The 14,577-nt window shown below is 34.9% G+C and carries 14 protein-coding genes and 5 tRNA genes; 3 read left to right on the top strand and 16 right to left on the bottom strand.

Translation table 11 applies throughout. The annotated features are described in order from the left end of the window. Positions 1 to 20: 20 nt before the first annotated feature. The 14 genes from rplK to rpsU all read right to left on the bottom strand — a co-directional run bounded on the left by rplK (position 21) and on the right by rpsU (position 8,403). A complete protein-coding gene (gene rplK / locus GJU39_RS11155) occupies positions 21 to 464 on the bottom strand; it encodes a 50S ribosomal protein L11 (protein ID WP_010601094.1) in 444 nt (147 codons plus the stop codon). A gap of 1,072 nt (positions 465 to 1,536) precedes the next feature. Continuing rightward, a complete protein-coding gene (locus tag GJU39_RS11160; protein WP_154280884.1) occupies positions 1,537 to 2,190 on the bottom strand; it encodes a hypothetical protein in 654 nt (217 codons plus the stop codon). 1 nt (position 2,191) lies between these two features. After that, the gene (locus GJU39_RS11165; protein WP_154280885.1) at positions 2,192 to 3,535 is read right to left on the bottom strand and encodes a hypothetical protein; all 1,344 of its coding nucleotides are present in this window, start codon (positions 3,533 to 3,535) and stop codon (positions 2,192 to 2,194) included. A 196-nt stretch (positions 3,536 to 3,731) separates the two neighbouring features. Continuing rightward, complete coding sequence (gene nusG / locus GJU39_RS11170) at positions 3,732 to 4,271, bottom strand: transcription termination/antitermination protein NusG (RefSeq protein WP_154280886.1); 540 nt, start codon at positions 4,269 to 4,271, stop codon at positions 3,732 to 3,734. 9 nt (positions 4,272 to 4,280) lie between these two features. Further along, positions 4,281 to 4,478, bottom strand: a complete 198-nt coding sequence (gene secE / locus GJU39_RS11175) for a preprotein translocase subunit SecE (protein ID WP_154280887.1) — start codon at positions 4,476 to 4,478, stop codon at positions 4,281 to 4,283. Positions 4,479 to 4,585: 107 nt separating this feature from the next. Next, positions 4,586 to 4,656, bottom strand: a tRNA-Trp gene (locus GJU39_RS11180). Between the two features lie 108 nt (positions 4,657 to 4,764). Continuing rightward, positions 4,765 to 5,952 (bottom strand): elongation factor Tu, encoded by a 1,188-nt coding sequence (gene tuf, locus GJU39_RS11185; protein ID WP_154280888.1) that lies wholly within the window; start codon positions 5,950 to 5,952, stop codon positions 4,765 to 4,767. A 119-nt stretch (positions 5,953 to 6,071) separates the two neighbouring features. Beyond that, positions 6,072 to 6,143 (bottom strand) — tRNA-Thr (locus GJU39_RS11190). 77 nt (positions 6,144 to 6,220) lie between these two features. Then, positions 6,221 to 6,293 (bottom strand) — tRNA-Gly (locus GJU39_RS11195). 86 nt (positions 6,294 to 6,379) lie between these two features. After that, positions 6,380 to 6,462, bottom strand: a tRNA-Tyr gene (locus tag GJU39_RS11200). Positions 6,463 to 6,501: 39 nt separating this feature from the next. Then, positions 6,502 to 6,574: transfer RNA gene (locus GJU39_RS11205), tRNA-Thr, on the bottom strand. 230 nt (positions 6,575 to 6,804) lie between these two features. Then, positions 6,805 to 7,152, bottom strand: coding sequence for a ribosome hibernation-promoting factor, HPF/YfiA family (gene hpf / locus GJU39_RS11210; protein ID WP_154280889.1), 348 nt, complete (start codon positions 7,150 to 7,152; stop codon positions 6,805 to 6,807). Positions 7,153 to 7,166: 14 nt separating this feature from the next. Continuing rightward, positions 7,167 to 8,051, bottom strand: a complete 885-nt coding sequence (locus tag GJU39_RS11215) for a tyrosine-type recombinase/integrase (RefSeq protein ID WP_154280890.1) — start codon at positions 8,049 to 8,051, stop codon at positions 7,167 to 7,169. A 157-nt stretch (positions 8,052 to 8,208) separates the two neighbouring features. Beyond that, complete coding sequence (rpsU, locus tag GJU39_RS11220; protein ID WP_025143268.1) at positions 8,209 to 8,403, bottom strand: 30S ribosomal protein S21; 195 nt, start codon at positions 8,401 to 8,403, stop codon at positions 8,209 to 8,211. A gap of 169 nt (positions 8,404 to 8,572) precedes the next feature. Between rpsU and GJU39_RS11225 the strand changes: the two genes are divergently transcribed. Further along, positions 8,573 to 8,959, top strand: coding sequence for a hypothetical protein (locus GJU39_RS11225; protein ID WP_154280891.1), 387 nt, complete (start codon positions 8,573 to 8,575; stop codon positions 8,957 to 8,959). A 243-nt stretch (positions 8,960 to 9,202) separates the two neighbouring features. Here GJU39_RS11225 and GJU39_RS11230 read toward each other — a convergent pair whose 3' ends face one another. Both GJU39_RS11230 and GJU39_RS11235 read right to left on the bottom strand, forming a co-directional pair. Next, complete coding sequence (locus tag GJU39_RS11230) at positions 9,203 to 10,354, bottom strand: acyl-CoA dehydrogenase (protein ID WP_154280892.1); 1,152 nt, start codon at positions 10,352 to 10,354, stop codon at positions 9,203 to 9,205. A gap of 265 nt (positions 10,355 to 10,619) precedes the next feature. Beyond that, a complete protein-coding gene (locus tag GJU39_RS11235; protein WP_154280893.1) occupies positions 10,620 to 11,519 on the bottom strand; it encodes a ComEA family DNA-binding protein in 900 nt (299 codons plus the stop codon). A gap of 96 nt (positions 11,520 to 11,615) precedes the next feature. Here GJU39_RS11235 and GJU39_RS11240 point away from each other — a divergent pair, with 96 nt between their 5' ends. Continuing rightward, positions 11,616 to 13,367, top strand: a complete 1,752-nt coding sequence (locus tag GJU39_RS11240; RefSeq protein ID WP_154280894.1) for a lysophospholipid acyltransferase family protein — start codon at positions 11,616 to 11,618, stop codon at positions 13,365 to 13,367. A gap of 334 nt (positions 13,368 to 13,701) precedes the next feature. Continuing rightward, on the top strand, positions 13,702 to 14,511 hold the full coding sequence (locus GJU39_RS11245) for a 1-acyl-sn-glycerol-3-phosphate acyltransferase (RefSeq protein ID WP_154280895.1): 810 nt from the start codon (positions 13,702 to 13,704) through the stop codon (positions 14,509 to 14,511). Positions 14,512 to 14,577: the final 66 nt, after the last annotated feature.

The following is a 14,577-nucleotide window of genomic DNA, read 5'->3' on the forward strand; positions in this document are numbered from 1 at the left end:
TGTTGTAAACTGTTTTTTAATTAATTGTTCCAGGGTGCGTCACCAGAAACGGTGATTCCCATACTGCGTGCTGTACCGGCAACCATACTCATTGCAGATTCGATTGTAAATGCATTTAAATCAGGCATTTTATCTTCAGCAATAACTTTAATCTGGTCCCAGGTCACCGATCCAACTTTTTTACGGTTAGGCTCAGCAGAACCACTCTGTAATTTTGTAGCATCTTTTAACTGGATAGCTACAGGAGGGGTTTTGATGATGAAATCGAATGACTTATCAGCATAAACAGTAATTACAACTGGCAATACTTTACCTGCTTTATCTTGGGTACGAGCGTTGTACTGTTTGCAAAACTCCATAATGTTCACCCCTTTAGCACCTAATGCAGGTCCTACTGGTGGCGATGGATTTGCCGCTCCGCCTTTGATCTGTAATTTGATCATTGCACTGACTTCTTTTGCCATTTTGTGTTTTTTGTTTATTTAAAACTCAATGTTAAATATTGGAAGCATGTAACATTTAATTCCTTACCGCTCCTATAAAGCTAAAGGACTGCAAAGATATGGATAATGTTGCAGTCCTGCAATAGATTAGGTAAAATAATTATTGCCCTTACCATTGATCTTTAAAATAAGTTTTAAAAAGTTTCTCAATATTAATTATTGCTGCCTAACTTCTCTGCCTGGGCAGACTTCTTTTTCATAATATTGAGGCGCATAAAAATACAGGCGCTTAATATTAATTTTGAAAATTAGATAAAGATTGATCCAACCCCCATCATAAATGTTTTTATCATATCCGTTTTTGGTGTTAGGGCAACTTTCACCATCAATAGAATCATCATTAATTTGCCAGGGTTTTTGTTTTAACAAAGATTGCAGAACATCTTGCTGCTATTCCTATTCAAATAAACGGGATTAAAGTAAATGTTGATATCAGCAGGTTCGTTTAAGTAATTTAATCTATTTCTTTTATATAACTTATATGCTATAGCATCTGGTAGCATAATTCTTTTATCTATTTCCTTATCTACTGATATTGATAATAGAAATGGTATCTCTTAATTTACTCACTATAAAATATTCTGGTCTATTTACGGGATAATTCATCCTTTCTAAAAGAATAGTACTATCTACATTCCCTTGCAAATACTTATGCATAGGTGTGATATTTACTTGAGGCACGATGCTAATGCCTTGTACGAAAACATTTATTGTAATCCGACTAAAAATCAGCAATAAAAAATATTTAATTTATATTTTCATATTAGTTACAAATTGGCGCTCCTTCTTTAAATTCAGGCTGATTACCACTATCTTTTTTATATGGTAATGATAAATTATCAATTTCATCTTTTATTAAAGTTTCATGATCGCCCTATAAAATTTTACTACCAGAGGTATGAATATATGCATGAGTTTGTTGCCTTATTCTGAATATCCCTATTGGAGTTATCTTCGTTTCCGTCTCCTCCATGGTCATATGCTTAATTGATGAAAATAGGCTTAATGTAATGGATTATGTGATTATTTCTGCTTACCATTCATCTTTGAAATGGGTTTTGAATAAATTTTCGATTTCTAATATCGCCTGCCTCCCCTTTCTACCTGGACAAACTTCTTTTTCATAATATCTAGGCGCATAGAAGTATAAACGTTTAATATTATTTTTTGTAACCAAATAAAGACTAATACCTCCACCATCATAAATATTTTTATCATATCCATTTTTAGCATTCGGGCAACTTTCACCATCGATTAAATCATCATTAATCTGCCAAGGTTTTTGTTTTAACAAAGATTGCCAAAAAACTAATAAATCATTATCACTTAAATATTTTGGAATAAAAAATCTATTGATGCCAATATTTTTGCTTTCATAATATTTATTTATTTTGTAAAGGCTATCTCTAATTGCCCTAGGCATATTTATTTTACTTTTATAAAAAGACTTATAAAAATATGTTGTTAAAGTGTCACCACTTTTGCTCAAAATGAAATATTCAGGTGGATCTCCCCATGACTTATCGTATTCAAATAAAATTGTACTATCAGCATTCTTTTGTAGAAAACCATGAATTGATGTAATGTTTATTTTCGGTATTATACTCACATTCTGTCCAAATAAATTAAGGCTGATAAGTATCAAGTACATTAGGAAAGAAAAAATAATGATTTTAAAATTCTTCATTTTAATTACAAATTGGTGTACCTCTTTTTTTCTGATCGGCATAATATTCTCCATTTATAGCGTAAGCTCCAGCAATGCTTCCAATCTCATCTTTCATAATTACGTTCCCATTGCTCATTGTAAAGGAATCTGTACTTTTTGCATCAATATAGGCTCTCGAATCAGCAAGGCCGCTCCAGGCAAGAGAATAAGAATCTTTTATGTCCATTCCAAAGTAATTACGCAAATATGTTGCCATTGGGTCAATATATTTTTTTGAAATAGTTTCATGATCACCTTCTAAAATTTTGCTACCAGATGCATGAAGATAAGCATGGACTGATTCATGAATCAGCGTTGTAATAACACTCTCTTTTGAGGAATTTTTAAAGTTAGAAGTTTGTAATGTTATATTCGCTTGAAATATGTTTCCAACAAATCCACCATCTTTATATTGGCCAGCCGTGCCGTGTTCTGTTGTTCCATCATAAATATTTAATCTAACTTTCTTACTCGCATCAAATAAAGAGATAATGCCTCCGATCATGCCAATTACATCTTTATTTGCATCTAAAGCAGCTTGAACAGTTGCATTGATACACGGGTCGGTTGTTTTATTCTGAATATCACTATTAGTATTTTTTTCAGTCCCATCCCCTCCAGGATCGTATGCTTTGGTTAGAAGTGTGGGCTTATGTCCTGGGCTACTACAAGATGTAAATAAATATTCAACACTCTGAGATCCATCAGAATAGGTTGTTGTCCAATAATAAGCCCAGCATTCAGTAGCACTCATTAGTTTATCCTTAATCTTCCCTATACTTTGAAGTTTCGATAACCGTAATTTGTTTAAAGATAACGTTTCATTAGAAATATAGTTTTTTATCTGGTTTTTATTAATAAAGCTTTCTTTAAAATTAGAAAAGGCTAACTCATATAGTTGTATCGAATTAAGTTTTATTGTATCTGAAATACCGTCTTTAAATCTATTAACTAATTTGTAATTTCTGATGCCATTATTATTTCTTATAATCAAATTCAACTCTCCAATTTTACCCGCTAACTGATATAAATTCGTATTAACTGGCATTGTTATTACTAATAAGTCATCTTTCAATTCATCAATTTTAAGTTGACTCCAAATTGGCTCATAAGTAATTAGTGCAGAATCTCCAAATTCCGAAACAATATGATCTTTGTTATTTTTTACTTCGTTAATGAACCAAGCCTTTGTTTCGGCAACTTCATCTAAAGTTGGAAGACGAGAATTACTATCCTTTTTACAGGAATAAATAACAATAGTTGTAGTCAGTAATAAAGTTAAGGCAAGAACATACCGCTTTAACAAAATAGAGTTTTTCCTCATTTGAGTAGTTAAATTAGATAAAGAATAGATTTAGGATTGAGGTATATCTGAAATAAGTTAAATAACCTGATAGGAAATATTTTTTTACACCAACCGCTTACTTTATTACACGAAATGTCTATTTACAAAAGACTATAATACACAAAAAAGCTCTCCCTTTTGAGGAAAGCTTTCTAAATATTATGAAAAATGATTTCTATTCTTTTTCTACCTGCATGTAGTTAAGTTCTAATGGCGTTTTACGACCGAAAATCTTAACCATTACTTTTAATTTTTTCTTCTCCTCGTTTACCTCTTCGATAATACCAGAGAAACCATTGAAAGGACCATCCATTACTTTAATACCTTCTCCAACGTAGTAAGGAACATTCATGGTTTCACCTTGCTCGCTCATTTCATCAACCACACCTAAAATACGGTTAACTTCTGCCTGGCGCATTGGAATTGGATTACCGGCTTTATCTCCTAAGAAACCAATTACACTATTAATACCTTTAATGATATGTTCTAATTCTCCATCAAGTATCGCTTCAACTAAAACATAACCAGGATAAAAGTTACGCTCTTTGGCAATTTTCTTACCATCTTTCATCTGGTAATATTTTTCCATCGGGATTAATACCTGAGGAACCAAATGAGAGAAACCTAAACGGCTGATCTCAGCATCAATGTATTGTTTTACCTTCTTTTCCTTACCACTAACCGCCCTTACAACGTACCACTTTAGATCGCTCATTAGTAAATATTAATTAGAAAGTGATTTATAAAAAGTATCCAATACAAATGTAGAACCTTTATCCATTGCAAAAATAACTAATGCAATGATCAAAGAAGCTACTAACACAAGAATCGCAGAATTTTGAAGCTCTCCCCAGGTAGGCCATGTAACCTTGCTGGTCATTTCCTCGTATGATTCTTTTATAAACTCAACTACTTTAGCCATATCAAATTATTGAATGAGAGAATGAGTAAATGAGTGAATGATATCTATGAAAGCTGCCTTTCAAATTCAATCATTCACTCATTCTAGTACTCAATCATTATGTTTAGCACGGGAACAAGGATTCGAACCCTGATCAAAGGTTTTGGAGACCTCTATTCTACCGTTGAACTATTCCCGTGTAAGAAGCTAAAAGCATAAAGCTGAAAGTTAATGAACTAACCCAACACTCTATGCTTTTATGCTTATATAAAGCTTTCGGCTTTAGCCTTAAGCTTATTGCTTAATACTAAGCTAAGATTTCAGTTACCTGACCAGCACCTACTGTTCTACCACCTTCACGGATAGCGAAACGTAGACCTTTTTCCATTGCAATAGGAGAAATCAATTTTACAGAGATTGTAACGTTATCACCTGGCATTACCATTTCAGTTCCTTCAGCTAGTGAAATTTCACCAGTTACATCTGTGGTACGGAAATAGAATTGAGGACGGTATTTGTTGAAGAATGGTGTGTGACGACCACCTTCTGCTTTTGATAATACATAAATCTCAGCTTTGAAATCAGCATGAGGAGTTACTGAACCTGGTTTACAGATTACCATACCACGACGGATATCAGCTTTCTCAATACCACGTAACAATAAACCTACGTTATCACCAGCTTCACCGTAATCTAAAATTTTACGGAACATCTCAACACCTGTTACTGTAGATTTTAAGTTCTCAGCACCCATACCTAAGATCTCAACCGGATCTCCAGAGTTGATTACACCACGCTCAATACGACCAGTAGCAACAGTACCACGACCTGTAATTGAGAATACGTCTTCAACCGGCATTAAGAAAGGAAGTTCAGTTAAACGTGGAGGAATTGGAATGTAGCTATCTACAGCTTCCATTAACTCCATGATTTTACCAACCCATTTAGCATCTCCGTTCAAACCACCTAAAGCAGAACCTTGGATTACTGGAATATCATCACCTGGGAAATCGTAGAATGATAATAATTCACGAACTTCCATTTCAACTAATTCTAATAATTCAGGATCATCAACCATATCCACTTTGTTCATGAATACAACTAATGAAGGAACACCTACCTGACGAGCCAATAAGATGTGCTCACGAGTTTGTGGCATTGGACCATCAGTAGCAGCAACAACGATAATTGCACCGTCCATTTGAGCAGCACCTGTAACCATGTTTTTCACGTAATCCGCGTGACCTGGACAGTCAACGTGTGCATAGTGACGGTTAGCTGTTGAATACTCAACGTGAGCTGTATTGATTGTAATACCTCTTTCTTTTTCCTCTGGAGCAGAGTCAATTGAATCGAATGAACGTGCCTCAGATAAACCTGCATCAGCCAAAACTTTTGTAATAGCTGCTGTTAAAGTTGTTTTACCGTGATCGACGTGACCGATTGTACCGATGTTTAAGTGCGGTTTACTGCGGTCAAATTTTTCTTTTGCCATTTTATTTATAACTAATTAGTAGGTTAACTTTTTATTATTTTTAATTATTGTTTTTCCAACACAAAAAACCTTGCCTCTTCTGTATCTTTAACAGATTTAACAAAGCTTTATTATACCTGAGCCAACTATGGGAATTGAACCCATGACCTCTTCCTTACCAAGGAAGTGCTCTACCGCTGAGCTAAGTCGGCTATTTAGTTTCCAGTTTTCAGTTGCCAGTTATCGCTAACCGTAAACCGTCAATTGCCAACTACTCAACTTATTTAAGAGCGGAAGACGAGGTTCGAACTCGCGACCTATAGCTTGGAAGGCTATCGCTCTACCAACTGAGCTACTTCCGCTTTTTTAAACCTAGAGACTGATTGGATGAAAGAATGAGAGAAGCTATTCAATCATTAAAACATTTGGTCATTCTATCATTTAAGTGTGGGGAGAGAAGGATTCGAACCTTCGAAATCTTGCGATAACAGAGTTACAGTCTGTCCCATTTGGCCGCTCTGGAATCTCCCCATTTTTATCTTAAAATATTTAACACTTCAAAATAAAAAGAGCCTCCTATCGGAATCGAACCAATGACCTACTGATTACAAGTCAGTTGCTCTACCAGCTGAGCTAAGGAGGCTTTTAAATTTGTGCAATGATACGAAAAATCTTCATTTTTCATACTATTAACGTGTTTTTTTTAAAAGTGTATCTTTTTAAAGAACTAACCTTTTCTTCCTGGCTTAACACCGTTTCCGAAAGGGAATGCAAATATACACACTTATATTTCACTTCAAAATAAATTTGAAAAAAAATAGCGAAATTTTTAGTTTCGCTATCTTCATATTTCTGTTTTAAAGCAATACTTACTTAGTAATCAGATGCTTCGCTTTCGCTTAAAATTGCTTTATGTTCGCTTAATTTCGCACGCGTTTTATCTTTATGTTTAGTGATTTGCTTCCTTAGCGATTCAATTGCCAGGTCTGTAGCTTCCTCAAATGATTTACATTGTTCTTTTGCGAAGAGTGTTCCACCCGGTACAATCAGTTTTATCTCACTAATTTTATTGGCTTCGTGCTCTACATTCTCTAATTTGAGGTATACTTCTCCACTAATGATCTGATCAAAAAACAGATCCAACTTGTTCGCCTTCTTCTGAATAAACTCTAACAACTTACTATCTGCACTGAAGTGGATTGCTTGAACTCCGATTTTCATTTTTCCTCCTTTTTTTACGCCTTTGGATGGGCTTGTTTATAAATTGTTTTTAATCTTTCAATAGAATTGTGTGTGTAAACCTGAGTAGCCGCTAAACTGGCATGCCCCAAAAGTTCTTTAATGGCATTTAAATCTGCCCCAGCATTGAGCAATGTAGTTGCATAACTGTGCCGAAGTACATGTGGACTCTTCTTTTCATTGGTTGATACATGATTTAGGTACGAGGTTACAATGCGGTAAACCAATTTTGGATATGCCACAGCACCTGTATTGGTAACGATTAAGTTAAAAGTATTGTTGTCGAATTTCTGTAACTTTTTTTGATCAACATAAGTATGTAACTGATCGATCAGTGGTTTGGCAACAGGAATAATTCTTTCCTTATTCCTTTTACCAAGAACTTTAATCGTACTGCTATAAATATCGATATCGGTTTCTTTTAATGAAATTAATTCTGCCAAACGGATTCCGGTACCAAAAAGCAATTCGATCACCAGATGATCCCGTAAGGATGGAAAGCTTTGATCAAAATAACTTTCAGAATCCAGCAGCTGGTCCATTTTTTGCGCATCTACAAATACAGGAAGTCTTTTAGGAATTTTCGGAGCTTTAAGAAGCACCGTAGGATTTTGCTCCATCCTCCCCTCTTTCATGAGGAACTTATAAAAACTTCTTAAGGCAGAAATCTTTCGGTTTATGGTCGTTTCTGATTTATTGTTCTCCATTAAATCGACCATGTAACTTCGAAGATGCGTATGTTTTACTTCAGAAACAGTTAAATTGAATGTCGAGTTAACATATTCATTAAACTGATTCAAATCAGTTTGATAGGAAGAAACAGTGTGCTGGGAACAACGTTTCTCGTGCGTTAGATATATTATAAAACTGCTTATCAACATTCAATATCATTTTGGGGCATTGATATGAAGTTACAAATTGTTTTGATATAAAGAAATGATTAAGTAATTGTTTATTCAAAGATTTAAAAAAAGTTTTTTATGCAAAAAAACCTTTCGATGTAACATCGAAAGGCCCTAATAACTATATCATGAACAACTAAGAAGTTGTGTCTAGATTCATATTCTGAATGTAAACAGCATGTTTAATTTCAGTACGGCGAGCAACGGATTTTTTCTCGTATGCCTGACGACTACGTAGTTCTCTCAATACACCAGTTTTTTCAAACTTTTTCTTGAAACGTTTAAGGGCTTTATCTAATGATTCGCCGTCTTTAATGTTAATAATGATCATAACGCTGAAATACCTCCTCTCGTGGTTTTTTAAATTTTCCCGTTCTATCGGGGCTGCAAATGTAAGTAAATAATTGAAAATGAGAAAGATTTTTAAAAAGTTTTTTATTTCTCAGAACCAATTGTTTATCCCTTTGTTTAAGTACTTTTATTGATACATACTCTATAATATGACAACAGGCAAAAAAGTTATTTCTATTGTTGCGGTGCTATTGGTTATTGCAGTTGCTGCCATTTGCTATTACCGCTATTTCTTTGTTTTTGGAGAAGGGGTTAAAGCAGGTGAACTTAATTATGTAGTTAAAAAGGGTTATCTCTTTAAAACTTATGAAGGAAAACTTATTCAAAGCGGAATCCGTTCAAAACAGGCAGGCACACTTCAAAATAATGAATTTGAATTTTCGATTTCAAACGATGAAATTGCTAATCAAATGATGGCCAACAGCGGTAAGTTTTATGAATTGCATTACAAAGAGTATAAGAACACTTTGCCCTGGCGTGGATTTAGTATTTATGTAGTCGATCGCATTGTATCCTCTAAAGAGATACCGCAATAAGCTGACAAGGTAGGTAAAAGCTGGGAGGTAAAAGCTAAAAGTCCAAAGACTAAAGCAGAAAGCAAACGCTGACTTAGTGCAAATCAAAATATATGCAATATCTTTTGATCTTTCAGCTTTAGTCTTTATGCTTAACTGAGCCTTTAAAATAAAAAATCCGGAGGCAGTTAAACCGTCCGGATTGCTCATAATATATTTGGTTTGTTGTTTCGCTTTCAGCTTTGTGGTCTTTAAGCTTTCAGCTTAACTTAATATTTCTCTGGCGATTACAATCTTCTGAATTTCGGAAGTGCCCTCGCCTATGGTACATAACTTACTGTCGCGATAAAATTTCTCAACCGGAAAATCCTTGGTATAGCCATAACCACCAAAAATCTGCACCGCTTCGGTAGCTACTTTTACTGAAACTTCTGAAGCAAAATATTTTGCCATGGCTGATTCTTTTGTCATAGGCAAATGCCTGTTCTTTAAATCTGCGGCCTGGCGGATTAATAGTTCAGAAGCTTCTATTTCTGTTGCCATATCGGCCAGCTTAAAGCTAATGGCCTGGAAGCTGGAAATCGGCTGACCGAATTGTTGTCTTTGCTTTGAGTAAGCTACTGCTGCATCAAAAGCACCTTTTGCAATTCCTAAAGCCAACGCTGCAATAGAAATTCTTCCGCCATCTAATACTTTCATCGCCTGTTTAAAGCCATCGCCCACGTTACCTAATAAATTGGCTTTAGGTACGCGGCAATTGTCAAAAATCATTTCAGTGGTTTCTGATGCCCGCATTCCTAACTTATTTTCTTTCTTTCCTGCTGAAAAGCCAGGTGTACCACGTTCTACCACAATGGCAGAAATTCCTTTCGAACTTCCCTGCTCTCCCGTTCTCACCATCACCACTGCAATATCACCACTTTTGCCATGGGTAATCCAGTTTTTCGCACCGTTTATAATATAATCGTCGCCATCTTCCACAGCAGTTGTCATCATTCTTAAGGCGTCAGAACCGGTATTGGCTTCCGTTAACCCCCAGGCACCAATCCATTCTGCAGTAGCAAGTTTCGGCAGCCATTTTTGTTTCTGCTCTTCATTTGCAAAAGCCAGAATATGGCCGGTACAAAGCGAATTATGTGCAGCCAAAGACAAACCAATAGAACCACAAACTCTGGCCACTTCTACAATCACATCAACATATTCCTGGTAGCCCAAACCAGAGCCACCATATTCTTCAGGAACCAATACACCCATTAATCCCAAATCGCCAAGCTGTTTAAAAAGCTCGACAGGAAAATGCTGTGCTTCATCCCATTCCATGATATGGGGACGAATATTTTTTTCAGCAAAATCGCGAACCATCGCTTTTACACTTTGCTGAGTTTCTGTCTCTGAAAAATTAAAGCTTACGCTCATTGGGTTAAATTTTAGTTAGTTACGCAGCAATTATAAACAATTAATCGTTGGTTAATTAACATAAAATATTTGCTCAATTGCAGAATGAAATGGTATTCAGTTCAATTACTTTATCGGTTAATTTTAAACTGACAATTACAAGGGAAATTTTTTTTTATTTTTCTTACAACTGCACCTAAATAATATGGTATAAATCTAAAAGCACAATAATTTTGAAAAGCTACATCAATATAAATCTGACTTTACTTGAGAGAAACCCAATTCATCAAAAGGAAATATACGGCGCAATTTTGTTAATGATATCCTGGTTTAAGATCAGAACTTTGCTTAAATCTGATAGCCCGGAATAGTTACCATGCTGTTTCCTGTATTGAATTATAGCATTAATTTGCTTATAGGATAGATAAGGATTTCCTTTCAGATCATTAAATACCGCTGTATTTATATTGACCATTTTAAGTGCAACGCTGCTTATGGTAACCTGATCTTTGATTTCATTATACTTTGAAGAGTCTAGTCCATATATTTCCATCAGTTGCTCCTTGTGATGAAAGCCACCTAAACGTTCCCGATATTTTAAAATTCTTGTAGCAAAAGCTCCGCCTATACCTTTAATTTCATCAAGCCTGGCAGAATCGGCAGTATTAATATCTACAACCTGAAAAGTCTTTTTCACCAATACTTTCTTTTCAAAAGGCATCTTGTTTTGAGGATAGCCGGAGGGTTGAGCAGCGATTTGCACGAATGGCAAAAGTTTTGCATAACGCTCAGGAGAAATGGTGTACATTTTCTGTAAATCTTCGGGCTTATAAAACTTCCCGCCTTTTTTAGTATAATTTACTATCGACTGTGCTTGCTTTGGCGATAAACCTAAACTTTGCCAGCCTTCAGGGTTCAAGGTATTAGGATCAAAATAAAAAAATTTTTCAGCGCGAACTGTTCCTGCATGCTCAATCCTATCTCTTACAGCGTAAAAGTTGCGATCATCCGTAAGCTCAATTTTTTGAATCTGAGCCATGAGATTAGGATCGTCCTTTTCCACAGGCTTGAAGTATACATATATATAAGGTATAATTTTAAGAAGGAATAAAATGGAAAGCAAGAAAATCAAGCCATTGAATTCGCTTTTGGTAAAACCGAAGTATTTATTTAGCCAAATTCTCATCGATAAATGTTATGACATTTTTATTTGAATATAAATCTTATTTTTGGGATTGCAAAACGGACTAGGTTTTGCATATCAACAACCTAAGAATTTTATATGAAGATCATTACTACATCTGAGTTTGCCAAAGCAACTAAGATAGATAAACTAGGTGTGCCAGGTTTAGCAGGTTTGATGATGGAAATCATGAAGCTAAACGACATTAATGATGTTTTTGCGCAAAACCAACACTTTAAAGGCTTAGAATTTGTAGATAAAATACTCGAAACTATTGGCGTTTCTATCGAATTTGATGAAGACGATTTAAAATGTATTCCAAAAACAGGCCCGTTCATCGCGATCGCCAATCATCCTTATGGCGGTGTGGAAGGATTAGCCCTGGTTAAACTTTTATGTACCGTTCGTCCTGATGCGAAAGTAATGGTAAATTTCATTTTAAAGAAAATACCCAATCTTGATGAATTTTTTGTTGCTGTTAATCCATTCGAAAATGTACAGCACTCCTCCAGCATAAGCGGATTGAAAACTACCTTCGATTTGTTAAGAAGCGGAACCCCGATTGGCATTTTCCCTGCAGGCGAGGTTTCTACCTTTAAATTAGATGCGCAACAGGTTACTGATCGCTTATGGCACCCGGTAGTTGGAAAATTAATCGCAAAAGCGAAAGTTCCGGTTGTTCCTATTTACTTCCACGGTAATAATGGCGTGTTGTTTAACATTCTAAGTTTTATTCATCCTACTTTAAGGACAGCAAAACTACCTTCCGAATTTTTAAATAAACAAGGTTTAACTATTCAGGTTAGAATTGGAAAAGCCATTGCACCTGCTGAAGTTTCGCACATGAATAGCAGCAATAAGCTGATGGACTTTTTAAGGGCACGTACTTACGCTTTAGGTATTGGTTTGGATAAGGAAAAGAAACTTTTCAATCCGTTAAAACTCTTTAAAATAAAAAAGAAACCAGCTGAAGTGATTGAAGAAACATCACGGGTATTAATTAAAACTGAAATAGAAACACTTGAAGATTTTAAAGTGTGGACAGAGAAAAATTACGAAGTTTATATTGTACCAACGCTGAAAATACCAAATATTCTGAGAGAAATTGGCCGTTTAAGGGAAATTACTTTCCGCGAAGTTGGAGAAGGAACCAACAAAAAGATCGATCTTGATAACTATGACATTTATTATAACCACCTGTTTATCTGGGATAGGGATTTAGAAAATATAGTGGGTGCTTACCGGATTGGTAAGGGTGATGAAATTTTAGAAAGTATGGGTCGCCGTGGTTTTTACCTTTCTGAATTGTTTAAAATAAAAGATCAGTTTTACCCGATGCTAAAACAAGGTATTGAACTTGGGAGATCCTGGATTAGAAAAGAGTACCAGGGAAAACCTCTGCCATTATTTTTGCTTTGGAAAGGCATTTTAAAATACCTGCTGGATAACCCTCAATACCGTTACATGTTTGGTCCCGTGAGTATCAGCAATAATTTCTCCAAGTTTAGCAAAGCACTTATTGTAGATTACATTACCAAAAACCATTTCGATTATGAAATGGCTAAGTATGTAAGACCAAGAAATAAATTTAAAGCCGATTTACTCCCGATTTCTACAGATACTTTGGTAGACAGCAGTGAATCATTTAAGGATTTGGATAGCATTATCGGCGACATTGAAAATTCACACATTAAGATCCCGGTTTTGTTGAGGCAATACATGAATTTAAACGCGAAAATTATCTCGTTTAATATCGATCCTAAGTTTTCTGATTGTCTGGATGGTTTCCTGGTAGTTGACACCCATAATATTCCACCGGAGATGATTGAAAAACTTGGTAAGAATTTATAAAAAAGCAAAAAACCCAGACATCCATCTGGGTTTTTTGTTATCAACTAACCTAAACTTTATAAATACTAACCAAATATTTATGTCACAAAAGTATAGTTAGCTTGTTAAATTCATATTAATGATATGTTATTTATCAAATATTTCCTGTGTTAATTTATTAACGTAAAAATAACCTCATTACTCCACTTAATCGACTATCTTTAATCACGCTGTATGGGCTATATTAAACATGGTTATGCATCAATAGCATGTTTCCTTCTCTTGTATTTAGCTCAAATTAAAAATCATTTTGTAGATCTGGTTTTCAAATTGAATAAACTATGAACTATAATTTATGAATGTAATTTCAAAAGAAAATTTTTCAAAAGCAACCGGCATTTGTAATGTTCCTATTCCTGGTCTTGCTTCTTTTTTAATGAAGTTTTTGAAAATTAATGATTTCAATGGAATGATTAAGGATGCAAATTCTTTAGAAGGAGAAAAATTTGCAAAACATATTTTAAATGTTTTGGGAGTAAGCATTCAAATTAGTAATGAAGATTTAGCCCATATCCCAAAAGAAGGTGCTTTTATTGCCATTGCAAACCATCCATATGGTGCAATAGAATCCTTGGCCCTATTAAGTACCCTTGCCAATCAACGTCCTGACACTATGTTTATGGGGAACTTTTTGTTAAAAAAGATTCCAAATCTCGAAAAATGCATCATTGCGGTTAATCCATTTGAAAAAGTGCAGGATTCATCAAGCATCAGCGGATTAAAAACAACGTTGAAAGTGTTGAAAGACGGAAGCCCGGTAGCCATTTTTCCTGCTGGTGAAGTATCCTCCTATAAATTTAGAAAAAACCAGATTACCGACAAAGAATGGCATCCGGTAGTGGGTAAAATTATTTCAAAAGCCAATGTTCCTATCTTACCGATTTATTTTCATGGCAATAACGGAATTTTCTTTAGCCTGTTAAAACTGATCCATCCATCGTTACAAACGGCAAAGCTGATCTCTGAACTATTTAATAAAAACGGGCATCAATTAAAAATCAGCATCGGAAAACCCATCAACCTGATTGATATTAATGATAAAAACTGTAACAATTCATTACTAAAAGAACTCCGAGACAGGCTTTATTCTTTAAGAAAAAACTAAGATTATCCCTACTTCCTGAACAACCTTCATGTTAATTTCTTATTAAAGATAGCGTTCGCCTTAACA

The sequence above is a fragment of the Pedobacter petrophilus genome (assembly GCF_009674725.1).
Taxonomy (GTDB): Bacteria; Bacteroidota; Bacteroidia; order Sphingobacteriales; family Sphingobacteriaceae; genus Pedobacter; species Pedobacter petrophilus.